Here is a 24,125-nt window from a genome sequence, read left to right as displayed (position 1 = left end):
ATCGGCCGCCAATACTTGCCGCCATCGAACACCGGATGCAGCGGTTGCGTCCTGCAAGTTCGGCCACCGGAGACAAGTCCATGCCCGCCATCCGCCAAGGCGCCTCGCGCCGCCTCGTGCTCGCCGCTTCCACCTTCGTCGCCCTGGCCACCGCCTGCGCCAGCCCCATGGCTGCTGCGCAGGCCGCCTGGCCCACGCGCCCCATCCGTCTCGTGGTGCCGTTCCCGGCCGGGGGCGGCACCGACCTGATCGCCCGCGAGGTGGCCAACAAGGTCGCCACCACCCAGGGCTGGTCCATCATCATCGACAACAAGCCCGGCTCGGGCGGCAACCTGGGCGTGGACGCCGCCGCCAAGGCCCCGGCCGACGGCTACACGCTGGTGCTGGGCCAGACCAGCAACCTGGCCATCAACCCGACGCTGTACCCCAAGCTGCCCTACAAGCCCGAGAAGGACCTCGATGCCGTCGGCCTCGTGGCCCAGGCGCCGCTGGTCGTCGTGGTGGCCGCCGATTCGCCCTACAAGACCCTGGCCGACGTGATCGCGGCGGCCAAGGCCAATCCAGGCGCGCTGAACTACGCGAGCTCGGGCAACGGCACGGTGGCGCACCTGGCGGCCGAGCAGCTGCAAAAGGCCGCCGGTGTGAAGTTCACGCACGTGCCCTACAAGGGCGCAGCCCAGGGATCGACCGACCTGATCGGCGGCCAGATCCAGATGTACGTCTCGTCCGTGCCCACGCTGATCGGCTACATCAAGAACGGCAAGATGCGCGCGTTGGCCGTCACCTCGACCCAGCGCACGGATGACCTGCCCGGCGTGCCCACCGTGGCCGAGTCGGGCTACAAGGGCTTCGAGGCCGTCACCTGGTTCGGCGTGGCCGGGCCGGACGGCCTGCCCAAGGACGTCGTCGCCAAGCTCAACAACGCCTTCAACCAGGCGCTCAAGGACCCGGAGATCAAGTCCAAGCTCGCGGCCCAGGGCGCCGAGGTACGCGGCGGCACGCCCGAGCAGTTCGCGGCACTGATCCGCACCGAGATCGTGCGCTGGGGCAAGACGGTCCAGGAATCCGGCGCCAAGGTCGACTGAAGGCCGCCGCCCGCCATCCGCCCGAGCGCGCGATGTCCATCCAGCACGAAGAGACGGCCGTCGCGCCGTTCTCGGCGGGGCAGGGCCGTGCCCGCGTGGCCGTGCCGCCCGCGGCCTGCGACTGCCATGTACACGTTTACGACGCCCGTTGTCCGGCGGTGCCCGGCGCGCGGCTGACACCGTCGGACGCCAGCGTGGCCGACTACCGCGCGCTGCAGCGCCGCACCGGCACCGAGCGCGTGGTGTTCGTCACCCCCTCGACCTACGGCACCGACAACCGCCTGCTGTTGCAGGCCCTGGCCGAGGTCGGGGCGGCGGCCCGCGGCGTGGCCGTGGTCGATGCGCAGGCCAGCGACGCGACGCTGCAGGCCCTGCATGCGGCCGGCGTGCGCGGCGCGCGGCTGAACCTTTCGCTGGGCGTGGTGCACGACGCGAGCGCGCTGGAAACCCTGGCCGCGCGCATCGCGCCGCTGGGCTGGCATCTGCAGCTGCTGGCCCAGCCCGATCTGCTGGCCAGCCTGGGCGAGCGGCTGCTGAAGCTGCCCGTGCGCCTGGTGCTGGACCACTTCGGCCGCATCGCGCCGGCCATGGCCGGCCAGCACCCGGCGCATGCGCTGGTGCTGCGGCTGCTCGCAGCGGGCCGCACCTGGCTCAAGCTGTCGGGCGGCTACATCGTCAGCCCGACCGGCCGGGTCGACGAGCCCGGCGTCGCAGCCCTGGCCCGCGGCTACCTGCGCGCGGCGCCCGAGCGTCTGGTCTGGGGCAGCGACTGGCCCCATGCCTCGGCCTCGGCCGGCCACCAGCCCATGCCCGACGACGCCCAGCAGATCGAGGCGCTGGCCGCCTGGACCGGCGATGCCGCGCTGCTGCGCCGCGTGCTGGTCGACAGCCCGGCTGCGCTGTACGGCTTTCCCACCCACACCGAAGAAGACACATGACCAAGACCCCCGCCCACCTGTCGCGCCGCAGCTTGCTGGGCGCGCTCGCCACGCCCATGCTGTTCCCGGCGCTGCCCGTGCTGGCCCAGGGCGGCTGGCCCGCCGCCAAGCCCATCACCTGGGTCGTGCCGTACCCGCCGGGCGGCACCACCGACATCCTGGGCCGCGCCATCGCCGTGCGTCTGGGCCCGGCCCTGGGCGCCACGGTCATCGTGGAGAACAAGGCCGGTGCGACGGGCACCATCGGTTCGGCCTTCGTCGCCCGCGCCCCGGCGGACGGCTTCACGCTGCTGGGCACCTCCATCGGCCCGCAGGCCATCGTGCCGCACCTGATGCCGCGCATGCCCTACGACCCGGTGGCCGCCTTCGCACCGGTGACGCTGGTGGGCACCATCCCGCACCTGCTGGTGACCGCCGCGGCCCGCCCCTGGAACAGCGTGGCCGATCTGGTGGCCGACGCCAAGGCGCGGCCCGGCGCGCTCACCTTCGCCTCGGGCGGCAACGGCACCATCCTGCAGATGCAGGGCGAACTGCTGCGCCTGCAGGCCGGCGTGCAGACGACGCACGTGCCCTACAAGGGCGACACGCCGGCCATCCAGGATGTGCTGGCCGGCCACGCCGACTTCATGTTCGCGCCCGTGGCGGCGGCCCTGCCGCACGTGCAGGGCGGCAAGCTCAAGGCGCTGGCCGTGACCTCGGCGGCGCGGCTCAAGGCGCTGCCCGCCGTGCCCACCATGGAGCAGGCCGGCTTCAAGGACTTCGTCGTCGAGCAATGGCAGGCGGTCTATGCGCCGGCCGGCACGCCGGCGGCCGTGGTGCAGCGCCTGCAGGCCGAGATCGCCCACATCCTGAAAGACGCCGAAGTGCTGGCCATGGCCGACAAGCTCGGCGTCACGCTGATCGGCGGCACGCCCCAGCAACTGGCCGACACGCAGAAGTCCGACCTGGCCAAGTGGGGCCGGGTCGTCCAGCAGGCCGGCATCAAGGCCGAATGAATCCCTTTCCAACCCCTGACCGAAAGAACGCCATGTCCCTTCCTGACATCATCCGCCACTTCGACCGTGTGCCCGCCGACCTCGTGCGCGAGGCCGCGCAATACCAGCCCGCCATCTTCGCCGACGTGGCCGGCCGCCGCGGCGCGCTGCACGGCCGCATCCGTCCGCTGCACCCGCGCATGAAGCTGGCCGGCACGGCCCTGACCGTGGAAGTGCGTCCCGGCGACAACCTCATGATCCACGCCGCCATCGCGCTGGCCCAGCCCGGCGACGTGCTGGTCGTGGACGGCAAGGGCGACCAGAGCTCCGCGCTGATGGGCACCATCATGATGAACGCCTGTCGCAAGCTGGGCATCGCCGGCGTGGTGCTGGACGGCGCCGCGCGCGACAGCCTGGAGATCGACGAGATGGACTACCCGGTCTTCAGCGTCGGCACCAACCCCAACGGTCCGACCAAGAACGTGGGCGGCCGCATCGGCCACCCGGTCTCGGTCGGCGGCGTGACGGTCTACCCGGGCGACTTCGTGATCGGCGACGCCGACGGCGTGGTGGTGGTCGAGCGCGAGAAGCTGGCCGGCCTGCTGCCGCTGGCGGCCAAGAAGGTCAAGGACGAGGCCGCGCGCATCGCGGCGATCCAGGGCGGCGACACGGCAGCCAAGTGGCTGACCGCCGCGCTGCGCTCGGCCGGCGTGCTCAAGGAAGGGGAGACGCTGTGAGCGCCGTCCTCGTGACCGGCGCCGACCTGGCGCCCCAGGCGCTGGCTTTGCTGGCCGGCCATGAAGTCGTCTACGCCGGCAAGGCGCCGACCGAGGACGACCTCGTCGCGCTGTGCCGCGCCCACGACCCGGTCGCCATCATCGTGCGCTACGGCAAGGTGGGCGCCGCCGTCATGGATGCCGCGCCTTCGCTCAAGGTCATCTCCAAGCACGGCAGCGGCACCGACACCATCGACAAGGTGGCGGCCAAGGCGCGCGGGATCGAGGTCGTCGCGGCGGTGGGTGCGAATGCTGCGGCAGTCGCCGAGCAGGCGCTGGCCTTGCTGCTGGGCTGCGCGAAGTCGCTCGTGGCGCTGGACGCCCGCATGCACGCCGGCCACTGGGATAAGGCTGTTCACAAGAGCCTGGAGCTGGGCGGCCGCACGGTCGGCCTGGTGGGCCTGGGCGCCATCGGGCTGCGCTTCGCGCGCATGGCCGATGCCCTGGGCATGCGCGTGATCGGCTTCGATCCGTTCGCCAAGAACCTGCCGGCCTACGTGCAGAGCGTGGACCTCGCGACGATCTGGCGCGAGTCCGACGCCATCTCCCTGCACTGCCCGCTGACCGAGGAGAACCGCAAGCTGCTCAACGCCGACACGCTGGCGCAGTGCAAGCGCGGCGTGATCGTGGTGAACACCGCGCGCGGCGGTCTCATCGACGAGGATGCGCTGCTGGCGGCGGTGCGTTCGGGCCAGGTCGCCAGCGCCGGCCTGGACAGCTTCGCCGTCGAGCCCATGGTGGCGGGCCACCCGTTCCAGGGCGAGAAGAACATCCTGCTGAGCCCGCACATCGGTGGCGTGACCAGCGACGCCTACGTCAACATGGGCGTGGCGGCCGCGCAGAACCTGCTGGCCGTGCTGGCCAGGCATCCGGTCGCAGCATGAGCCGGCAGGCCCGCACTCTCTGGCGGCTGGGGACAGGCGCCATGCTGCTGGCCGCCGCCGCACTGGCCTCGGCCCAGTCCGCCCCGGCCGCCTGGCCCGGCAAGCCGGTGCGCATCGTGGTCGGCTTCTCGGCCGGCGGCCCGACCGACGTGGTCGCGCGCGCTTTTGCCGACCACGCAGCGCGCCAGCTCGGCCAGCCCGTCATCGTGGACAACAAGCCCGGCGCCAACACCATCCTGGCGGCGGAAGCCGTCGCGAGCGCGCCGGCCGACGGCTACACCTTGCTGCTCGGGGCGACCAACCACACCATGATCCCGGCGCTGTACGCCAGCCGCGTGAAGTTCGATGCGGTGAAGTCCTTCGCTCCGGTGTGCACGCTGGCCGTCAGTCCCACGGTGCTGGCGGTCGGGCCGGCCATGCCCGTCAAGACGCTGGCGGCCTTCTTGCAGCAGGTCAAGGCCGAACCCGGCAAGCGCACCTATGCCACGCCGGGCAGCGGCAGCTCGGGCCATTTCGCGAGCGCGCACTTCACGCGGCTCACGGGCACCAGCATGAACCACATCCCGTACAAGGGTGCGGCACAGGCCGTGACCGACCTGATCGGCGGCCAGGTGGACAGCTCGTTCGCGACGCTGGGCTCGGTGCTGCCGCAGGTGCAATCGGGCAAGCTCACCGCACTGGCCGTGGCCGCGCCGCAGCGCTCCCCCTTGCTGCCGAACGTGCCGACCTTCGAGGAAGCCGGCGTGAAGGGCTACAGCGCCGACGCCTGGTACGGCCTGCTGGCTCCGGCCGGCACGCCGCCCGCCGTGCTGGCGGCGCTGGAGCGCGTGTCGCAGGACTTCACGCGCGCCCCTGCCACCGTCGAGAAGCTGCGCGGCATGGGCATGGAAGCCCAGGGCCACTGTGGCGCGCCGTTCGCCGCCCAGCTGCAGCGCGAAGTGCGCGAGAACACCCAGCTGGCCCGCGACCTCGATCTCAAGGCCGAGTGAACGCCGTCGACCAGAACACCATCGCATCCCAAGGAGACCTCTTCATGAAAAAACTCGTCCGAAGCCTCTTCGCCGCCTGTGCCCTGGTCGCCAGCCTGGCCGCCCACGCCCAGTTCGCCGACAAGACCGTCACCATCGTCGTGCCCTACGCCCCCGGCGGCGCGGCCGATGCGCTGGCCCGCGTGCTGGCCCAGCGCCTCGCCACCAAGCTCGGCACCAGCGTGATCGTGGACAACCGCGCGGGCGCCAGCGGCACCATCGGCGAAAGCTACGTGGCCAAGTCCAAGCCGGATGGCACCACGGTGCTCTACGACGCGACGCCGTATTCCATCAACCCGCACCTGTTCCCCAAGATGCCGTATGCGGCCGATGCGCTGCAGCCGCTCACGCTGGTGGCGCTGGCACCCAACGTGCTGATCGTCAAAGGCGATTCGCCGATCAAGGACGTGAAGGATCTCGTCGCCCGCGCCAAGGCCCAGCCCGGCAAGCTGAACTACGCTTCGGGCGGCAGCGGCACGGTGCAACGCCTGGCCGCGGAACTGCTGCGCCAGCGGCTGGACCTGGACATGGTGCACGTGGGCTACAAGAGCGGTGGCCCGGCCATCGTGGACGTGACGGGCGGGCAGGTGGACTTCATGTTCGCCACCGTGGCCGCGGCCTCGCCGCTGGTGGAGTCCGGCAAGCTGCGCGCATTGGCCGTGTCCTCACCCGAGCGCAGCAAGCGCCTGCCCCATGTGCCCACCGTGGCCGAGACCGTGCTGCCCGGCTACGAGGCCTACGAGTGGCATGGCCTGTTGCTGCCTGCGGGCGTGCCGGCGGCCACCGTCGCTGCGCTCCACAAGGCCGTGGTCGAGGTCATGGCCGAGAACGAGGTCAAGCAGCGCTTCGTCGAGATGGGCACGCAGCCCGTGGGCTCCACGCCGGCCGAGTTCGGCACTTTCCTCAAGAAGGAAGACGCGAAATGGGCCGAGGTGGTGAAGAAGGGCGGCATCAAGCTGGATTGATCCGGTGGTTCCGCACTCGGCTGGCAGCAACCGGCTCGGCCGTGCCGTGCCGGCCGGCGCCTGCGACAGCCACATGCACATCTTCGATCCGCGCTTCGCGCCGTCACCGCATTGGCAGCGCACGCCGCCACGGGCCGAGGTCGGCGCCTACCGGTTGTTGCAGCAGCGTCTGGGCACGCAGCGCTGCGTGGTCGTCACACCGTCCACCTACGGCACCGACAACGCCTGCACGTTGGATGCGCTGGCGCAGCTCGGCGCCGCCGCCTGCGGGGTGGCGGTGGTGGGCGCCGGCGTGGAGGACGCCGAGCTCGACCGGCTGGCCGCGGCAGGCGTGCGCGGCCTGCGCGTGAACTTCGTCTCGCCCCAGTCCTGGGGCCGGACCACACCGCAGATGCTGCAGGCGCTGTCGGAGAAGGCGGCGCGGCTGGGCTGGCACATCCAGCTCCTGGCCGAGCCGGAACAGATCGTCGCCATGCAGGCGCTGCTGGCCGGCCTGGCCACGCCGCTGGTCGTCGACCACTTGGGCCGCATCGATCCGGCCGATGGGCCATCGAGCCCGGCCTTCGCCGTGCTGCGCCGGCTGCTGGACGCGGGCCGTACCTGGATCAAGCTGTCCGGCGTCTACATGCGCTCGCGTGCCGGGGCACCAGCCTATGACGATGTGCAATGCTTGGGTCGCGCCTTCGTGCAGGCCGCGCCCGAGCGCATGCTCTGGGGCAGCGACTGGCCGCACACGACCGAGGCGCCCTGCAGCATCAACGATGCCGACCTGCTGGACGTGCTGCACGGCTGGTGCGGCTCCGACGCTGTGGCGCACGACATCCTGGTCGCCAACCCGGCCCGGCTTTACGGTTTTCCTGGAGATTCCTGATGTTCCTGCTGCAAGCACCCCAGGTCCGCGACCTGGACGTCTTCACCACCATGCCGGCCGCGCTGCGCCGGGCCGAGCGCAGCGACTGGGCCGACGCGAACCGCGGCGGCACGGTCACCGATTCCTTCCTGGAAGGCCCGGTGTTCGACGAGGCCGGCAACCTCTATGTGAGCGACATTCCCTGGGGCCGGGTATTCCGCATCGACAGCGCGGGCCAGTGGTCGCTCGTGGCCGAGTACGACGGCGAGCCCAATGGCCTGAAGTTCCTCGATGCCCGCACGCTGCTGGTCACCGACTACAAGAACGGCCTGATGCGGGTGGACGTGACGACGGGCGCGGTGACGCCCCACCTGCAGCGGCGCAACTCCGAACGCTTCAAGGGCGTCAACGACCTGGTGTTCGACGCCGCCGGCAACCTGTACTTCACCGACCAGGGCCAGACCGGCCTGCACGACCCGACCGGCCGGCTGTACCGGCTGCGTCCGGACGGCCAGCTGGACCTGCTGCTGGCCAACGTGCCCAGCCCCAACGGCGTGGCGCTCTCGCCCGACGGCAAGCTGCTGTACCTGGCCGTCACGCGCGGCAACTGCGTCTGGCGTGTGCCGCTGCTGCCCGACGGCAGCGTGGCCAAGGTGAGTCAGTTCTTCACCTCCTACGGCCCCAGCGGCCCGGACGGCCTGGCCGTGGACGGCGAGGGCAGGGTGCTGGTCGCCAACCCCGGGCTGGGCTATGTGTGGGTGCTCAACCACCGTGCCGAGCCGGTGCAGGTGTTGCGCGGCGCCGCCGGTGCATCCACCACGAACCTGGCCTTCGGCGGGCCGGACCGGCGCACGCTGTACATCACGGATTCCACCCACGGCCAGATCCTGCGTGCGGCGATGGACGTCCCGGGATTGCCGCTGGCGAGGGCCCGGAGCGCGTAAGCTCCGGCCCGCCATGAACACGCTCGCCACCGAACTCCGCCGCCTCTACCTGCCCCGCCCAGCCGCCGACGCAGCCGCACCGCCGGACGGGCTGCTGGGGGCGGACGGCACGGTGCGCGCCCTGGTCATGGAACTGCGGCGTCCGTCCGAATGGGAGGTGCTGGCCCGCGTCTGGCAGGGCGTGCAGGCGGAGCTGGAGCTGCCGGCGCCGGCCATCGCGGTCTCGGGCGACGACGCCATGCAGCTGTGGTTCGCGCTGGCCGAGCCGGTGGCCGCCGCGCAGGGCCACGCCTTCCTGGAGGGCCTGCGGCGCCGCTTCCTGCCCGACGTGGATGCGCGGCGCCTGCGCCTGTTGCCCACGCCGGCGCTGGAACACGCGGCCCTGGTGCCGGCCGAGCAGGCCGGCAGCGGCAACTGGTCGGCCTTCGTCGCGCCGGACCTCGCACCGGTGTTCGGCGACACGCCCTGGCTGGACATCCCGCCCAACGAGGAGGGCCAGGCCAGCCTGCTGCGCGGCCTCGCCCTCGTGAAACCGGCTGCGTTCGACGCGGCCTTGCGTCAGCTGGGCACGCAGGCCCCGGCCGCCGCGCCTGCACCGGCGCCGCAGCCCGCGGCGCGCGCCGAGGCGGCCGGCGACGCCATCGGCTTCCTGCGCCGGGTCATGGACGACGAGGGTGTGCCCATGGCCCTGCGCATCGAGGCCGCCAAGGCCCTGTTGCAGTCAAACGGTTGAAGCTTCCAGCGCCCGCAGGCGCTGGTGTGCCGGGCTGTCCCAGTCGATCTTCTGCTGGTTCCTGGCCTGCAGGTAGTGGTAGCTGAACACGTCCAGCCAGGCGTCCAGCGCCTGGGCTGCTTGTTCCTCGCCCGCCAGCGCCAGGCACATGGCGGCCACCTCGCTGGTGCAGAAGTGGTCGTTGCGGCGCGAGCGGCGCAGCTTGTACTCGGAGGCGCGGTCGGGCTGCAGGCTCAGCACGGGCAGGTGGGCCAGGTAGGGGCTCTTGCCGAACATCTTGCGTGCCTCGGACCAGGTGCCGTCCAGCAGGATGAACAGCGGCCGCCTGCCTGATGCGGCCGGGGCCGGCTGCACGGCGTGCACCACGCGTTCGGGCGCCGCGTATTCGCCCGGAAACACCACGTAGGGCTGCCACTGCGGGTCGGCCAGCAGCGCGAGCAGGGCCGGATCGACGGCGGTGCGGGCCCAGGCGAAGGCGAAGGTGTCGGCCACCAGGTCGGCAATCAGCCAACCCGTGTTGCTGGGCTTGAGCGGTTCGATGTCGGCCATCAGCAGGCACATGCCGGCGTCCGTGGACACCACCGGCCGCAGGCCGCAGATGCAATGGCTGGGCAACAGGCGACAGCCAGCGCAGCGCGGGCTGCGCGAGCCGCGGCGCGCGAGAAAGGGCTTGACGCTGTGCGTGAGCCGGGCGGCGCGCAACAGGGAGACGGCATGGGGCATGCCGTCGATTGTCCCAGGAGGCTAGCGTTCGCCCTTGCGGTACGGCTTCATGAGCGCCTGCGGATAGGCCGCCTTGCGCGCCACCACGACGAGCGCGACGATGGACAACACGTAGGGCAGCATGAGGTACAGCTGGTAGGGCAGCAGCGCGTCGCCCGACTGCTGCAGGCGCAGCTGCAGCGCGTCGAAGAAGGCGAACAGCAGCGCGCCCAGCAGCGCCTTGCCGGGCCGCCAGGAGGCGAACACCACCAGCGCCACGCAGATCCAGCCGCGGCCGTTGACCATGTTGAAGAAGAAGGCGTTGAAGGCCGACAGCGTGAGGAAGCTGCCCGCGATGCCCATCAGCGCCGAACCGGCCACGATGGCGGCCGTGCGCGTGCGCGCGACCGACAGGCCCTGGCCTTCGGCAGCCTGTGGGTTCTCGCCCACCATGCGCAGCGCCAGGCCCGCCGGCGTGCGGTACAGCAGGTAGGCGATCGCAGGCACCAGCAGCAGGGCCAGCAGGGTCAGTGGCGTCTGTGCGCTCAAGATGGGCAGGGGCAGCCAGTCCATGGGCGCGAAGGGCGTGACCGTGGGCGGCGTCGTGACCTTGGGGAAGCTGACGCGGTAACCGTAGTACGACAGCGCCGTGGCCAGCATGGTGATGCCCAGGCCCGAGACGTGTTGCGACAGCGCCAGCCCCACCGTGAAGAAGGCGTGCAGCAGGCCGAAGGCCATGCCGGTCAGCGCGGCCACGGCCACGCCCATCCAGAGCGGCCAGCCCGCGTAGACGGCCAGCCAGCCCGCGAAGGCGCCCGCGACCATGATGCCCTCGATGCCCAGGTTCAGCACGCCGGCGCGTTCGCACAGCAGCACGCCCAGCGTGCCGAGGATCAGCGGCGAGGCGATGCGCAGCACCGCGACCCAAAACGCCGCGTTGCCCAGGATGTCCAGGATCTCGCTCATTTGCGCACGCGGTATTGGGTCAGCAGCGTGGCCACCAGCACCGCGAGCAGCGCGGTGGCCACGATCACGTCGGCGATGTAGGTCGGCACGCCGACGGCGCGGCTCATGCTGTCGGCGCCGACCAGCACGCCGGCCACGAACACGGCGGCGGCCACCACGCCCAGCGGGTGCAGGCCGGCCAGCATGGCGATCACGATGCCCGCGTAGCCATAGTTGGGCGACATGTCCAGCGTCACGTAGCTGGTGCGGCCCGCCACCTCGATGGCGCCGGCCAGGCCGGCCAGCGCGCCCGAGAGCAGGGCGGTGAGCACCACGGTGCGCGTGACCGGCACGCCCGCGAAGGCCGCGGCGCGGGGGCTGGCGCCCAGGGCGCGGATGTCGAAGCCCAGCACGGTGAAGCGGAAGATGGCCCAGACGATCACGGCCAGCGCCAGGCCCCACAGCAGGCCGGTGTGCACGCGGGTCTGCGCGACGAGCTTGGCCAGCTCCAGGTCCGGTTGCAGCGCCACGCTCTGCGGCCAGCCCATGGCCAGCGGGTCCTTCATGGGGCCGTCCAGCAGCGCGCCCACGGCCAGCAGCATGATGAAGTTGAACAACAGCGTGGTGACGACCTCGTCCACGCCGAGCTTGTTCTTCAAGAGGGCCGGGCCCAGCAGCAGCAGGGCGCCGGCCAGCGCGGCCGCCAGCATCATGAGCGGGAACAGCGCCCAGACCGGCCACTGCAGCCCCGTGCCGCCGTGCAGGCCGCCGACGGCCACGGCGGCGATGGCGCCGGCATAGAGCTGGCCCTCGGCGCCGATGTTGAACAGCCGGGCCTTGAAGGCCACCGTGGCGGCCAGGCCGGTGAGGACCAGCGGAATGGCGCGCGTGAGCGTCTCGCTCCAGGCGAACACCGAGCCGAAGCCGCCGGCCAGCAGCAGGCCGTAGGTCTGCAGCACGGGCGCACCGGCCCACAGCACCAGCAGCGCGGCGACCAGCAGCGTGAAGCCGACGGCGCCCAGGGGCGCCAGCAGCAGGGCGCCACGCGAAACCGCGTGGCGGCGTTCCAACCTCATGCAACTTCCTTTTCTGCGCTGCCGGCCATGGCCAGGCCGATGGCTTCGCGCGTCCATTCCTGCGCGGGCCGCGCCGGACCCAGGTGGCCGGCATGCATCACGGCCACGCGGTCGCCCAGTGTGAGCACCTCGTCCAGGTCGTCGGAGATCAGCAGCAGCGCAGCGCCTGCATCGCGCGCGGCGATCAGCTGCTGCTGCACGAAGGCCACGGCGCCGATGTCCAGGCCCCAGGTCGGCTGGTGCACGACGATGAGGGCGGGCACCGCGGTCTGCGCGTCCGCCGTCGGCAGCAGCGCCCGGCCGAGGATCAGCTTTTGCATGTTGCCGCCGGACAGCGACCGGGCGCTGGTCTGCAGGCCGCCGCCGCGCACGTCGAAGGTCTCCACGATGCGCCGGGCCTGCGCCGTGGCGGCACGCCGGCGGATCCAGCGCAGGCCGGCCAGCGCGCGCGAGAAGGCAGGCGTGCGCAGCCGTTCGGAGACGGCGTTCTCCCACTGTGCCAAGTCGCCCACCACGCCCGTGCCGTGCCGGTCCTCCGGGATGCGCGCCACGCCGCGCTGCACCAGCGCGCCCGGCGTGCGGGGCAGGGGCCGGCCCTGCAGCGTGGCGCGGCCGCCGCTGGCCGGGCGCATGCCGGTCAACAGGTCCGCCAGCGCGGCCTGGCCGTTGCCGGAGACGCCCGCGATCGCCATGATCTCGCCCGCGCGCAGGGTCAGCGAGACGTCGCGCAGGCGGTCGTTGCCGTGGCCGGCGGTGCTGACGCGGTCCAGTTCGCAGACCACGGCGCCGACCTGCCGCGCGGGCTGGCGTTCGCGCTGCTGCACGGCGTGGCCGACCATCCAGCGCGCGAGCTGGGCCTGATCGCAGTCGGCCGTGCGGCCTTCGGCCACGCGCTTGCCGTGGCGCAACACGGCCACGCGGTGCGACACGCGCAACACCTCGCCGAGCTTGTGGCTGATGAAGATGACGGCCAGGCCCTGGGCGACCATCTCGGCCAGCGTGTCGAACAGCTGCTCGCTCTCCTGCGGTGTCAGCACGGCCGTGGGCTCGTCCAGGATCAGGATGCGCGCGCCGCGGTACAGGGCCTTGAGGATCTCCACGCGCTGGCGTTCGCCGACCGACAGATCGCCCACGCGCGCGTCCGGGTCCACCGGCAGGCCGAAGCGCCGGGCCACATCGAGCAGGTGCGCGCGCGCCGCGGCACGCCGCGACAGCGGGCGCCACAGCGGCTCGGTGCCCAGGATGACGTTGTCGAGCACGCTGAGGTTGTCGGCCAGCGCAAAGTGCTGGTGCACCATGCCCACGCCGGCGGCCAGTGCCGCGCGCGGGTTGCCCGGTGCCAGCGGCCGGCCGAACACCTCGATGCGGCCCGCGTCGGCGGTGTAGTGGCCGAACAGGATGGACATCAGCGTGGACTTGCCGGCACCGTTCTCGCCCAGCAGGGCCAGCACCTCGCCTTCGCGCAAGTCCAGCGTGATGTCGTCGTTGGCGACCAGGCTGCCGAAGCGCTTGGTGATGCCCTGCAGGCGCAGCACCGTGGGCGCGTGGGCCGTCATGGCGCCACGCTCATTTGGCCGTGGACTTGGGCTGGGCGTCGTCGATCTTGACCGTGAACTTGCCGGCCAGGATCTCGGCCTCGCGTGCGCGCACCTTGGCCACCAGCTCGGCCGGGATCTTCTTCTCGAAGGTGCCGAGCGGCGACAGCGCCGAGCCCTTGTGCTGCATGTGCGAGTACACGCCGTACTCCTCGGGCTTGAACTGGCCTTCGCGCACGAGCTTGAGCGCGCGGTCGATCGAGGGCTCCATGTTCCACAGCGCCGAGACGACCACGGTGTCAGGGTACTGGGCCTGGGTGTCGATCACGTTGCCGATGGCCAGCACCTTGCGCTCCTTGGCCGCGTCGCTGACGCCGAAGCGCTCCGCGTAGAGGATGTCTGCGCCCTTGTCGACCATGGCGAAGGCGGCTTCCTTGGCCTTGGGCGGATCGAACCAGCTGTTGATGAAGCTCACGCTGAACTCCACCTTAGTGTTCACTTCCCTGGCGCCGGCCATGAAGGCGTTCATGAGGCGGTTGACCTCGGGGATCGGGAAGCCGCCGACCAGGCCGATCTTGTTGGACTTGGTCATGCCGCCGGCCACCATGCCCGTGAGGTAGGCCGGCTCCTGGATGTAGTTGTCGAAGACGCTGAAGTTGGGCGCCTGCGGCTTGCCCGAGCTGCCCATCAGGAACATGGTCTTGGGGAAGTCGCGCGCGACCTTGCGCGCTGCCGCCTCGACCGCGAAGGCCTCGCCCACGATGAGCTGGTTGCCGGCCGTGGCGTATTCGCGCAGCACGCGCTCGTAGTCGGCGTTGGCCACGTTCTCGGTGGCCTTGTATTCGATTTCGCCGCGGGCTTCGGCGGCCTTGAGCGCCTTGTGGATGCGGCCCACCCATTGCTGTTCGAAGGGCACGGTGTAGACGGCGGCCACCTTGAGTTTGGCCTGTTGGGCCGGGGCGAGAGTGGGCAGGGCCAGTGTGGCGACGGCGGCGGCAAGAATCAGGGAACGGCGTGGGTGCATGGGGGTGGACTCCTCTTGGGGCAAACGACGGCAGGGTCAGCAATATCGGTGCCACGCGCATTGTGGCGCGGTCCGTCCTGTGTACCGGCGGCGGGCCGGTCAAAAAAATGGCGGGCCAGGCTGGCCTGGCGACGGGGTGCACAGGGGCCGTGCGGTGGTGCACCAAGGCGTGCACTGCGCGCCGCCTAGAATGCCCGGCCTGTCAGGGCGCCCGTGGGGCGCTGCTTCTTGCCCGTCGCGTGAGTCCTCCCCCTTCCTCCCCCTTGGCCCCAGCGCATGTGCTGCGGCATCCCGGCATGCGCGCCTTCATGGCCGCGCGCGTGGCCGCCGTGCTGGCCACCCAGGTGCAGGCCGTGGTCGTGGCCTGGCAGGTCTACGACCTCACGCGCGCGCCGCTGGCCCTGGCCTATGTGGGCCTGGCCCAGTTCATCCCCATGCTGTGCCTGCTGCTGCCGGCTGGCGACCTCATGGACCGCTTCGCGCGCCGGCCCATCCTGGCCGCCAGCTGGGTGGTCTCGGCCCTGTGCAGCGCGCTGCTGTGGTGGCTGTCGGGCCATGGCGTGGCCGGCGTCTCGTCCATCTACGCCGTGCTGGTGTTGTACGGCTGCGCGCGGGCCTTCGCCGGCCCGGCGCTGCAGAGCCTGCTGCCGCAGATCGTGCCGCGCGAGCAGCTGGCCCAGGCCATCGCCGTCAACAGCATGCTCATGCGCAGCGCCACCATCACCGGGCCCTTCCTGGGCGGGCTGCTGTATGCGCTGGGCGGTGGCGAGCTCACTTATCTGGTGTGCCTGGGCTGCTTCGTGCTCGGCGCGCTGCTGCTGCGCTACGTGACGGTGGCCCATGCCGCGCCGCGCGCCGTGGGCGGCACGATCTGGACGCGCTTTGCCGAAGGCATCGGCTTCATCCGCTCGCGGCCCGTGATCCTGGGCTGCATCTCGCTGGACCTGTTCGCCGTGCTACTGGGCGGTGTGGTGGCGCTGCTGCCGATCTACGCGCACGAGGTGCTGCACGTGGGGCCGCAGGGCCTGGGCGCGCTGCGCAGCGCCATGGCCGTGGGGGAGGTCGGCATGGGCCTGTACCTGAGCGCGCGGCCGCTGAACCGGCGCGTGGGCGCGACCATGTTCGGCGCCGTGGCGGTGTTCGGCGTGGCCAACCTGGTGTTCGCGCTGTCCCACTGGTTCTGGCTGTCCTTCGTGGCGCTCCTGGTGGCCGGCATGGCCGACATGGTCAGCGTCTACATCCGCGGTGCGCTGGTGCAGTTCTCCACGCCGGACGCCATGCGCGGGCGCGTGCAGGCCGTCAACATGCTGTTCATCGGCTCGTCCAACGAGCTCGGCGAGTTCCGCGCCGGCACCAGCGCGGCCTGGCTGGGGCCGGTCGGCGCGGCCGTGGCGGGCGGGCTGTGCACGCTGGGCGTGGTTGGCACCTGGGCTGCGGCCTTCGGCGGCCTGCGCCGGCTGGACCGCTTCGAAGAGGCCGGCGCCGGCCCTTGAAGAACCCGGCCCGGGGCGCCAGCTATGGCATACTGTTTCGGCGCAGCAGCGGTGCATCCACCCTCTGCGAAGCCCAAGGGCCCGCCACCGGGCCAGGCAGTGCAACCGCAAGGAGGTCACATGACAGCATTCTTCATGGAAGGCGATGGCTTCGCATAAGGGCGATCCGTCGTTCTGGAGGCCCAGCTTCGTGCTGGGCCTTTTGTTTTTTGCGGCCCTGATGTCCTTGGGCGCCTTCTTCTGGTGGCATACCTGGCTGCGCCGCACGGCGCCCGGCGAGGCGCTGGAAAAGCAGCAGATCGTGGTGCTGCTGGCGGCCTGGCTGGCCGTGATCGGCTGGATCACCACGGCCTGGACCTCGATCCGCAACTCGGTCAAGCAGCACACCGTCAACACGCTGCTGCAGTCGCGCCTGTCGGCCACCTACATGGAGCGCGCCGACCGGGTCAACAAGTTCTTCGGCAGCTACGAGGCGCGCCATCCGCTCGCGACGCGCGACCCCGACGCCGACCCCACGCAGGGAATCAAGGGCGACGACGAGGAGGCGCTGCGCTACATCCTCAACTACTTCGAGTACATCGCCATCGGCGTGCGCCATGGCGACCTGCACGAGGCCATGCTGCGGGCCAGCCTGCGGTCCATCCTGACCAAGACCACCTTCTATTCGCGCGACTGGATCGAGCGGCGCGTGGGCGGCGGGCCCACGCTGGCGCCCAATCCACTGCTGTACCGCAACCTGCGCTGGCTCTACCTGCGCTGGCGCGACGTGGGGCCGGGCCACGACCTGCGCGCGTTCTCCATGGTGCGCAGTTAGCGCTCCAGCGCCTCGCGCACCGCCTGGCCGAGCTCGAGCACCGCCATCGCGTAGTAGCTGGACCAGTTGTAGCGCGTGATCACGTAGAAATTTTCGGTGCCGGCCACGTACTGCGGCGCATCCGCACCGTTCTGCAGTTCGACCAGCGCCAGCGGCCCGGCGTGTTGCAACGCCTCGCCCTGCAGCAGCGCGCCCTTGGCCGTGAAGCTCTCCACGCTGAAGCTGGGCAGGATGTCGGGCGCGAGCAGGGCGTCCATGTCGGCCTGCGGGGCCAGAGCGACCGGGTAGATGGCCGGCATGCCGGTCTTCCAGCCGAAGGCCTTGAAGTAGTTGGCCACCGAGCCGATCACGTCGTCCACGCTGGCCGCCAGGTCGATGCGCCCATCGCCGTCGAAGTCCACCGCGTAGCGCACCCAGCTCGATGGCATGAACTGTGGCATGCCCATGGCGCCCGCATAGCTGCCGCGCCAGGCGTGCGGGTCCACGCCGGTGCGCTGCGACAGGCTCAGCAGCTGCTCAAGCTCGCCAAGGAAGAAGGCGCTGCGCTCGGCCGCGCGCGGGTGGGCCTTCGGAAAGTCGAAGGCCAGTGTGGTCACGGCGTCGATGACGGGAAAGCCGCCCATCTGCTGGCCGTAGATCGACTCCACGCCGACGATGCCCACGATGATCTCGGCCGGCACGCCGTATTCGCGCTCGGCGCGCTCCAGCGCCGTGCGGTGCTCCTGCCAGAAGCGCACGCCGGCGCGGATCCGGATGGGCTCGACGAAGCGGCTGCGGTAGACGCGCCAGTTCTTGGGCGTGCCGCTGGGCGCCGGCGTCATGAGCCGCTGCACCTGGGGCAACAACCGCGCTTGGCCGATGGCCTGGCGGACCCATTCGCGGTCCAGGTCGCGGCGCACGGCGATGTCGTCGGCCATGCGCAGCACCTCGGGGCGCGTGGCGTAGAGCGGGCCGGGGGCCGGTGCGGCCTTGGCGGCGGCGGGGCGTTTCTTGGCGGGCGCAGGGGTCTGGGCGTGGGCGGCGGCGGCGAGCAGGGCGGCGGCCAGGAGTGCGAGGCGCGTGCGGTTCATGCGGACGGGACAGGGGTGGGCCAGGGCAGGCGGCGGTATTCGCGCTGCAGCGTCGCCAGTTCCAGGGCTGGCGCGCGTGCGTAGCGCTGCGCTTCCAGGCGCAGCAGCCAGTCGCGCAGCGGCGCCAGCTGCTGCGGCCCGGCCGCGGCAGCCGGCAACTGTACAAGCAGCTGGGACAGCTGCCGCGGCGCGGCCTGCGGCGGCACGGCCAGGCCGGCGGCGCGCAGGCGCTCGCGCGCCTTGTGCAGCAGGCGCAGCCAGGGATCGTGCTGGCGGCGCTCCCAGGCGGCCCAGGCCACGCCGGCCAGGCTGGCCAGTACCACCAAAGCGGCGAGCAGGCGGCCGAGGTCTTGCCAGTCCGGGCTCTCGATGCCGAGGGCGCGCAACAGGTCCAGCTGGCGGCTTTGCGTGTAGTTCAGCACCCACTGGTTCCAGCGGTTGTTGACGGCCTCCCAGGCCGCGCGCAGCTGCGCCGCGAGGTTGGGGTTGACGTTGCCCACCGCCGTGGCGAACGCGCCCTGGGGCGCGCGCAGCCGCTCCAGGCTGCCGATGCGGCCGGGCATCACGGCGCCCGTGGGGTCCACGCGCACCCAGCCCCGGCCCTCGTGCCAGACCTCGGTCCAGGCGTGGGCATCGCTCTGGCGCACGGTCCAGTAGCCGTCCACCGCATTCATCTCGCCGCCCTGGTAGCCCGTGACGATGCGCGCGGGCACGTCGAGCGCGCGCATCAGCACCACGAAGGCCGAGGCGATGTGCTCGCAGAAGCCGGCCTTGCGGTCGAACCAGAACTCGTCGGCCGTGTGTTCGCCATAGACGCCGGGCTCCAGCGTGTAGCTGTAGCCGCCCGTGCGCAGCCGCTCCAGCGCGGCCGCCACGAGCACGGCGCTGCCGGCTTCCGCGAGGCGCGGGTCGCGCCGCAGTTGCGCGGCCAGCGCCAGCGTGCGCGGGTTGCTGCCGGCGGGCAGCTGCAGCTCGGCCTGCAGTTCGGCCGTGCGGCGCAGCGGGCCGTAGCGGAAATCCGTGTGGCTCTGGGCGCGGTAGCGCACGAGGTCGGTGATGGGCCGGTTCGCCAGCCAGGACAGCTCCTGCGTCTGCAGCGCCGAGAGGCCTGCGAGTTCGGGCCGGCGCGGCGCCACGTCCAGCAGCAACAGCCAGGGGCGGTTGTGCGGCTCCAGCGTGACCTCGTAGTCCGTGGGCACGCCGCCCAGCACGAGGTTGCGCTGTGGCGCCGTGCTGAAGCTGAGGTCACCCCGGCCCTGCCGCCACTGGCGGCCGTCGAACTCGGACAGCACCGGCCCGCGGAAGTACAGCTGGTCCTGCGGCGGCGGCGGGCCGGCGAAGCGGATGCGCATGGCGATGCTGTCGTCCAGCGCCAGGCTGGCCAGGTTGCCGACCTCCATGGTGGACGACAGGCCGCTGCGCCCGCTCATCGCGTCGCTCGGGATGCCCCACAGCGGTGCCAGCCGCGGGAACAGCAGGAACAGCACCAGCATGATGGGCGCGCCGACCAGCGCCATGCGCACGGCGTGCCGGGCCGATGCGGCCAGCGGCGGCCGGCCCACGGGCATGTGGGCGTTGACCAGCGCCGTGAGCAGGCCCAGCAGACCGACCAGCATGGCGGCCGCCGTGGCCAGCGACTGCGAGAAGAAGAAGTTCGTGAGCATCGTGAAGAAGCCCAGGAAGAAGACCACGAAGGCGTCGCGTCGCGCGCGCAGTTCCAGCGTCTTGAGCGCCAGCAGCGAGACCAGCAGCGTGACGCCCGCGTCGCGGCCCAGCAGCGTGCGGTGGCTCATGAGCGTGAGACCGATGGTCAGCGCCAGCAGCGCCGCCAGCCACCAGCGCGAAGGCAGCGGACGGGCGCCCAGCGCGATCCAGCCGCGCCACAGCAGCACGCCTGCGGCCAGCAGACCGCACCACAGCGGCAGCCTTGGCACCTGGGGCAGCAGGATCCAGCCGATCACGGCCAGCAGGAACAACGTGTCGCGGCCGTCGCGCGGCAGTTGTGCCGACAGGCGGGCGGCGAAGCGGTTCAGCACAGGGCCAGGGCCTCCAGGCAACGCCGCTTGTGGGCCTCGCCGCTAGCCGGCGGCAGCTCCACGCCGCGCACGCGCAGGCCGTACTCGAGTTCCAGCCGGTCGGCCTGCAGCACCCAGGCGCACAGCCGCGCCAGGCGCTGCTCGCCATCGGGCAACTGGGCCAGGGCCGGGTCCAGCCAGAGTTCGTGGCGCTGGGCCTGCTGGCTGTCGCGGCTGACCAGCTCGCCGGCCTTGGCGGCCTTCTTCCAGACCACCAGCTTGAGCGGGTCGCCGCGGCGGTAGGCGCGCACGCCGTCGAACTCACCGGTGCTGGCGGCCTGGCGCGCCATGGCGCCTCCGGCGCGCGGCTCGCCCGCGGGCAGCGGCGGCGGATGCGCCTCGGGTTGGGGGTAGACCAGCACCTGGGCGGCCGGGCGCCACAGGGTCCAGACGCGGAAGGCACCCATCGGAAAGCGCGTCTCCAGCGTCAAGGTGGGGATGGCGTGCAGGCCGCGCCGCGCGGGCGCGAAGGCCACGTGCACCTGGCTGCGGCCGCCGGCCGGCACGTCCACGAAGGCCTGCTGCCTGGCCGTGTCCACCAGGCTCGCGGCGATGGCGTGGCGCGGCGTCTTGCGCGTGCTGGCCAGTTCCAGCGTGAGCGTGCTGCCGCTGCCCAGGAACTGCGGCTCGGGCGGCAGCAGATGCAGCTGCAGGCCGCGCAGCGTGGCATGGCCCATGTGCATGCCGACCAGCGCACAGCCGGCCAGCAGGAAGGTCAGCAGATAGCCCAGGTTGAGCTGGTAGTTGATCGAGGCGAGCAACAGCAGCAGCACGGTGGCGCCCAGCATGAGGCCGGCGCGCGTGGGCAGGATGTAGATGTTGCGCTGGGTCAGCAGCAGCTGGTCGCTGCGCGGCAGCCGGGCCTCCCACCAGCGCCGCATGCGGCCGCGCCAGCGGGGCCAGGGGTTCAGGCGCGCCAGGGCGTTCACGGCAAGGGCACGGCCTCGAGCATGGCGCGCACCTGTTCCACGGCGCCGCGGCCCGCGTCGCCCGCGGGCACCAGCCGGTGCGCCACGGTCTGCGGCAGGATGGCCTGCACGTCGTCGGGCGCCACGTAGTCGCGCCCGGCGAGCAGGGCCTGGGCCTTGGCCGCGCGCACCACGGCGATGCCCGCACGCGGCGACAGGCCCTGCAGGAACCAGCGGCCCGAGCGCGTCGCGGCGATCAGGTCCTGCACGTACTCGATCAGCGGCGGTGCCGCGTGCACCTGCAGCACCTGCTGCTGCAACTGCTGCAGCTGTTCGGCCGTCAGCAGCGCAGGAAGCGCGTCGACGAGCTCGCGCCGGTCCTCGCCGGCCAGCAGCAGGCGCTCGGCCGCGCGGTCGGGGTAGCCGATGGAGATGCGCATGAGGAAGCGGTCCAGCTGCGATTCGGGCAGCGCGAAGGTGCCGAGCTGGTCCTGCGGGTTCTGCGTGGCGATCACGAAGAAGGGGCGCGGCAGCGCCCGCGTGGCGCCCTCGACCGTGACCTGCTTTTCCTCCATGGCCTCGAGCAGCGCGCTCTGCGTCTTGGGGCTGGCGCGGTTGATCTCGTCGGCCAGCAGGATCTGCGCGAACAGCGGGCCGGGGTGGAAGACGAAGGCCTCCTTGCCGCGTTCGTAGACCGAGACGCCCGAGAGGTCCGAGGGCATCAGGTCGGAGGTGAACTGCACGCGCGAGAACTGCAGGCCGAAGGTGCGGGCCAGCGCATGGGCCAGCGTGGTCTTGCCCACGCCGGGCACGTCCTCGATGAGCAGATGGCCACCGGCCAGCAGGCAGGCCACGCAGTCCTGGACCTGGGCTTCCTTGCCCACGATGACGCCGTTGAGCTGGCGCAAAAGGTCCTTGACTTTCTCTTGTACGATCATCGCGAGACATTACCCGAAAACGATAGCAAGCGAGACGACAGCCGTGAACCAGACGGGATACTTCAGCCACCGCGATTGTTGGAAGCACGAGATGGGCCCGGGCCATCCGGAATGCCCGGAGCGGCTGGACGCCATCGAGGACCGGCTGCTGGTGTCCGGCGTGGGCGATGCGCTCGAGCGGCGCGAGGCGCCGCTGGCCACGGTCTCCGACCTGGAACTCGCGCACGGCCGCATGCACGTGGCGTCCATCCGCGGCATGACCGACAACCTGCAGGAGCAGATCATCGCGGGCGGCCCCACGCACGCGCAGATCGATCCCGACACCAGCCTGAACGTGCACACCTGGAACGCCGCCCTGCGCGCCGCCGGCGCGGCGCTCGCGGCCACCGACGCCGTGATCCGCGGCGAACTGGAGAACGCGTTCTGCGCGGTGCGCCCGCCGGGCCACCACGCCTGCCGCGACCAGGCCATGGGCTTTTGCTTCTTCAACAACGTGGCGCTGGCGGCGCGCTATGCGCTGGAGCGCCACGGCCTGTCGCGCGTGGCCATCGTCGATTTCGACGTGCACCACGGCAACGGCACCGAGGACATCGTGGCCGGCGACCCGCGCATCCTGATGGCCAGCTTCTACCAGCACCCGTTCTACCCGATGGACTGGCCGCACCGCCAGGCCGACAACCTCGTGAACCTGCCCGTGCCGGCCTACACGCGCGGCATGGACGTGCGCGAGATGATCGACATGCTCTGGCTCCCGCGGCTGGAAGCGCACAAGCCCGAGATGATCTTCATCAGCGCCGGTTTCGATGCGCACCGCGAGGACGACATGGGCCAGCTGGGCCTGGTCGAACAGGACTACGTCTGGATCACCTCCTGCATCAAGGAGGTCGCGCGGCGCCATGCCCAGGGCCGCATCGTGAGCTGCCTGGAAGGCGGCTACCACCTGGGCGCACTGGCGCGCAGCGTGGAGGCGCACATCCGCGTGCTGGCCGACCTCTGACGCGGTCCGCTGCGGCTACCATGGGCTGGTGCACCCCGCCGCGGGTGCACGACAACACAACACCCCAGGGAGTGCACGCATGGCCAACATCCATTTCATCGGCGGCGAGAAGGGCGGCGTCGGCAAGTCGCTGACCGCGCGCCTGCTCGCGCAGTACTGCATCGACCGGCAGCTGCCGTTCACCGCTTTCGACACCGACCGCTCGCACGGCGCGCTGCTGCGCTTTTACGCCGACTACGCTGCGCCCGTGGCCATGGACCGCACCGAGGCGCTGGACGCCATCGTCGAGGCCGCGGTGGAACAGCCCGAGCGCCGCGTGCTCGTGGACCTGGCCGCGCAGACGCACGAGACGCTCGCCCAGTGGATGGAAGAGGCCAGCCTGCTGGCCCTGGCCGCCGACGAAGGCATCACGCTGACCTACTGGCATGTGATGGACGCCGGCAAGGACTCGGCCGACCTGCTCGGCAAGCTGCTGGACCGCTTCGCAGAGGGGCTGCGCTACGTGCTGGTGCGCAACGAGGTGCGCGGCGGCGACTTTTCGGCGCTCGAGCAATCGGGCCAGCAGCAGCGTGCCGAGGCGCTGGGCGCCAAGGTGGTGCAGCTCAAGAAGCTCAGCGAGGGCGCGCTGCTCAAGATCGACGCCGCCAGCAGCAGCTTCTGGAAGGCCGCGACACCGGGCGGCGGCCTGGGCCTCTTGGACCGCCAGCGCGTGAAGACCTGGCTGGCGGACAGCTACCGCGCATTCGACGCGGTCGGTGTGTGATCGACATCCAGGGCCTGCGCTTCGCCTTCGCGGGAGAGGCGCCGCTGATCGCCGACTGGTCGGCCCGCATCGACCCGGGCATCACGCTGCTGTACGGCGACACCGGGGCCGGCAAGAGCGTGCTGCTGCGCCTGCTGGCTGGGGTGCAGGCGGCCGACGCCGGCCGTCTGCAGATCGGCGATGCGGTGCTGGCCGGATCGCCAGCGCGCTACCAGGCGCAGCTGTTCTTCGTCGACCCGGGCACGCAGGATTTCGACCAGATGACGGCACGGAACTGCCTGGCGCAGCTGGCCGGTGCCGATGCCGACATGGGGGTGCGCGATGCGCTGGTCGAGGGTTTCGGGCTGGCGCCGCACCTGGACAAGTCGCTCTACATGCTTTCGACGGGCTCCAAACGCAAGGTCTGGCTGACGGCCGCGCTGGCCGGTCGCCGGCCCGTGGTGCTGCTGGACGAGCCCACGGCCGCGCTGGACCAGGGGTCGGTGCGCTGCCTGTGGGAAGCGCTGACCGTGATCGGCACCGCGCGCCAGCGCACCGTGCTGCTGGCGAGCAGCGAGGCCGTCAACACGCTGCCGCTGGCCGCGCGCATCGACCTTCCGCTGAACTGA

24 protein-coding genes are annotated in these 24,125 nt (G+C 71.5%); 15 read left to right on the top strand and 9 right to left on the bottom strand.

The window, feature by feature from the left end; all coding sequences use genetic code 11:
* Positions 1-80: 80 nt before the first annotated feature.
* The 10 genes from IE209_RS16285 to IE209_RS16240 are packed head-to-tail and all read left to right on the top strand — an operon-like array spanning position 81 to position 9,177.
* Complete coding sequence (locus tag IE209_RS16285) at positions 81-1,085, top strand: Bug family tripartite tricarboxylate transporter substrate binding protein (RefSeq protein WP_189688000.1); 1,005 nt, start codon at positions 81-83, stop codon at positions 1,083-1,085.
* A gap of 32 nt (positions 1,086-1,117) precedes the next feature.
* Positions 1,118-2,023 carry an amidohydrolase family protein gene (locus IE209_RS16280; RefSeq protein WP_189687999.1) on the top strand — a complete coding sequence of 302 codons (906 nt, stop codon included), beginning with the start codon at positions 1,118-1,120 and terminating at the stop codon, positions 2,021-2,023.
* Positions 2,020-3,018 (top strand): Bug family tripartite tricarboxylate transporter substrate binding protein, encoded by a 999-nt coding sequence (locus IE209_RS16275; RefSeq protein WP_189687998.1) that lies wholly within the window; start codon positions 2,020-2,022, stop codon positions 3,016-3,018. The genes IE209_RS16280 and IE209_RS16275 overlap by 4 nt, the downstream gene beginning before the upstream one ends.
* Before the next feature lie 32 nt (positions 3,019-3,050).
* Positions 3,051-3,734 carry an RraA family protein gene (locus IE209_RS16270; RefSeq protein WP_189687997.1) on the top strand — a complete coding sequence of 228 codons (684 nt, stop codon included), beginning with the start codon at positions 3,051-3,053 and terminating at the stop codon, positions 3,732-3,734.
* Positions 3,731-4,657 (top strand): NAD(P)-dependent oxidoreductase, encoded by a 927-nt coding sequence (locus IE209_RS16265; RefSeq protein ID WP_189687996.1) that lies wholly within the window; start codon positions 3,731-3,733, stop codon positions 4,655-4,657. The genes IE209_RS16270 and IE209_RS16265 overlap by 4 nt, the downstream gene beginning before the upstream one ends.
* Positions 4,654-5,646: a tripartite tricarboxylate transporter substrate binding protein gene (locus IE209_RS16260; protein ID WP_189687995.1), complete on the top strand. Its 993-nt coding sequence runs from the start codon at positions 4,654-4,656 to the stop codon at positions 5,644-5,646. The genes IE209_RS16265 and IE209_RS16260 overlap by 4 nt, the downstream gene beginning before the upstream one ends.
* Before the next feature lie 44 nt (positions 5,647-5,690).
* Positions 5,691-6,650 (top strand): Bug family tripartite tricarboxylate transporter substrate binding protein, encoded by a 960-nt coding sequence (locus tag IE209_RS16255; RefSeq protein ID WP_189687994.1) that lies wholly within the window; start codon positions 5,691-5,693, stop codon positions 6,648-6,650.
* A 4-nt stretch (positions 6,651-6,654) separates the two neighbouring features.
* Positions 6,655-7,521 carry an amidohydrolase family protein gene (locus tag IE209_RS16250; protein ID WP_373305357.1) on the top strand — a complete coding sequence of 289 codons (867 nt, stop codon included), beginning with the start codon at positions 6,655-6,657 and terminating at the stop codon, positions 7,519-7,521.
* Positions 7,521-8,444 carry an SMP-30/gluconolactonase/LRE family protein gene (locus IE209_RS16245; protein ID WP_189687993.1) on the top strand — a complete coding sequence of 308 codons (924 nt, stop codon included), beginning with the start codon at positions 7,521-7,523 and terminating at the stop codon, positions 8,442-8,444. Before IE209_RS16250 ends, IE209_RS16245 begins: the two co-directional genes overlap by 1 nt.
* A gap of 13 nt (positions 8,445-8,457) precedes the next feature.
* Positions 8,458-9,177, top strand: coding sequence for a hypothetical protein (locus IE209_RS16240; protein WP_189687992.1), 720 nt, complete (start codon positions 8,458-8,460; stop codon positions 9,175-9,177).
* Here the strand turns inward: IE209_RS16240 and IE209_RS16235 are convergent.
* Genes IE209_RS16235 through IE209_RS16215 form a run of 5 tightly spaced genes read right to left on the bottom strand, consistent with a single transcriptional unit; the run spans position 9,166 to position 14,459 of the window.
* Entirely contained in the window at positions 9,166-9,900 is a 735-nt protein-coding gene (locus IE209_RS16235; RefSeq protein ID WP_189687991.1) for a tRNA-uridine aminocarboxypropyltransferase, read from the bottom strand. The two genes, IE209_RS16240 and IE209_RS16235, sit on opposite strands and share 12 nt — an antisense overlap.
* 21 nt (positions 9,901-9,921) lie before the next feature.
* Positions 9,922-10,845 (bottom strand): ABC transporter permease, encoded by a 924-nt coding sequence (locus tag IE209_RS16230; RefSeq protein ID WP_189687990.1) that lies wholly within the window; start codon positions 10,843-10,845, stop codon positions 9,922-9,924.
* Positions 10,842-11,900, bottom strand: coding sequence for an ABC transporter permease (locus IE209_RS16225; protein WP_189687989.1), 1,059 nt, complete (start codon positions 11,898-11,900; stop codon positions 10,842-10,844). The genes IE209_RS16230 and IE209_RS16225 overlap by 4 nt, the downstream gene beginning before the upstream one ends.
* Positions 11,897-13,456 carry an ABC transporter ATP-binding protein gene (locus IE209_RS16220; protein WP_189687988.1) on the bottom strand — a complete coding sequence of 520 codons (1,560 nt, stop codon included), beginning with the start codon at positions 13,454-13,456 and terminating at the stop codon, positions 11,897-11,899. Before IE209_RS16220 ends, IE209_RS16225 begins: the two co-directional genes overlap by 4 nt.
* 10 nt (positions 13,457-13,466) lie before the next feature.
* Entirely contained in the window at positions 13,467-14,459 is a 993-nt protein-coding gene (locus IE209_RS16215; RefSeq protein WP_189687987.1) for a BMP family protein, read from the bottom strand.
* 239 nt (positions 14,460-14,698) lie between these two features.
* On the opposite strand from IE209_RS16215, the gene IE209_RS16210 reads away from it, so the two are divergent.
* Together IE209_RS16210 and IE209_RS16205 are read left to right on the top strand one after the other, a co-directional pair.
* A complete protein-coding gene (locus tag IE209_RS16210; RefSeq protein ID WP_373305356.1) occupies positions 14,699-15,952 on the top strand; it encodes an MFS transporter in 1,254 nt (417 codons plus the stop codon).
* 220 nt (positions 15,953-16,172) lie between these two features.
* Positions 16,173-16,766 carry a DUF4760 domain-containing protein gene (locus tag IE209_RS16205; protein ID WP_189687985.1) on the top strand — a complete coding sequence of 198 codons (594 nt, stop codon included), beginning with the start codon at positions 16,173-16,175 and terminating at the stop codon, positions 16,764-16,766.
* Here IE209_RS16205 and mltB read toward each other — a convergent pair.
* Genes mltB through IE209_RS16185 form a run of 4 tightly spaced genes read right to left on the bottom strand, consistent with a single transcriptional unit; the run spans position 16,763 to position 21,757 of the window.
* Complete coding sequence (gene mltB / locus IE209_RS16200; protein ID WP_189687984.1) at positions 16,763-17,836, bottom strand: lytic murein transglycosylase B; 1,074 nt, start codon at positions 17,834-17,836, stop codon at positions 16,763-16,765. The genes IE209_RS16205 and mltB overlap by 4 nt on opposite strands.
* Positions 17,833-19,869, bottom strand: a complete 2,037-nt coding sequence (locus IE209_RS16195; RefSeq protein ID WP_189688080.1) for a transglutaminaseTgpA domain-containing protein — start codon at positions 19,867-19,869, stop codon at positions 17,833-17,835. Before IE209_RS16195 ends, mltB begins: the two co-directional genes overlap by 4 nt.
* A complete protein-coding gene (locus IE209_RS16190; protein WP_189688079.1) occupies positions 19,866-20,792 on the bottom strand; it encodes a DUF58 domain-containing protein in 927 nt (308 codons plus the stop codon). The genes IE209_RS16195 and IE209_RS16190 overlap by 4 nt, the downstream gene beginning before the upstream one ends.
* A 44-nt stretch (positions 20,793-20,836) precedes the next feature.
* Positions 20,837-21,757: an AAA family ATPase gene (locus IE209_RS16185; protein ID WP_189687983.1), complete on the bottom strand. Its 921-nt coding sequence runs from the start codon at positions 21,755-21,757 to the stop codon at positions 20,837-20,839.
* A 43-nt stretch (positions 21,758-21,800) separates the two neighbouring features.
* On the opposite strand from IE209_RS16185, the gene IE209_RS16180 reads away from it, so the two are divergent.
* The 3 genes from IE209_RS16180 to IE209_RS16170 all read left to right on the top strand — a co-directional run bounded on the left by IE209_RS16180 (position 21,801) and on the right by IE209_RS16170 (position 24,125).
* Complete coding sequence (locus tag IE209_RS16180) at positions 21,801-22,754, top strand: histone deacetylase family protein (RefSeq protein ID WP_229882884.1); 954 nt, start codon at positions 21,801-21,803, stop codon at positions 22,752-22,754.
* A 79-nt stretch (positions 22,755-22,833) separates the two neighbouring features.
* The gene (locus IE209_RS16175; RefSeq protein ID WP_189687981.1) at positions 22,834-23,517 is read left to right on the top strand and encodes a P-loop NTPase family protein; all 684 of its coding nucleotides are present in this window, start codon (positions 22,834-22,836) and stop codon (positions 23,515-23,517) included.
* Positions 23,514-24,125, top strand: a complete 612-nt coding sequence (locus IE209_RS16170; RefSeq protein WP_229882883.1) for an ABC transporter ATP-binding protein — start codon at positions 23,514-23,516, stop codon at positions 24,123-24,125. Before IE209_RS16175 ends, IE209_RS16170 begins: the two co-directional genes overlap by 4 nt.

Origin of the sequence: Pseudorhodoferax aquiterrae, assembly GCF_014652235.1 — a bacterium.
Classification (GTDB): domain Bacteria; phylum Pseudomonadota; class Gammaproteobacteria; order Burkholderiales; family Burkholderiaceae_C; genus Pseudorhodoferax; species Pseudorhodoferax aquiterrae.
The sequence above is the reverse complement of the archived record's forward strand: the minus strand, read 5'-3'. Positions and strand labels throughout refer to the sequence as shown.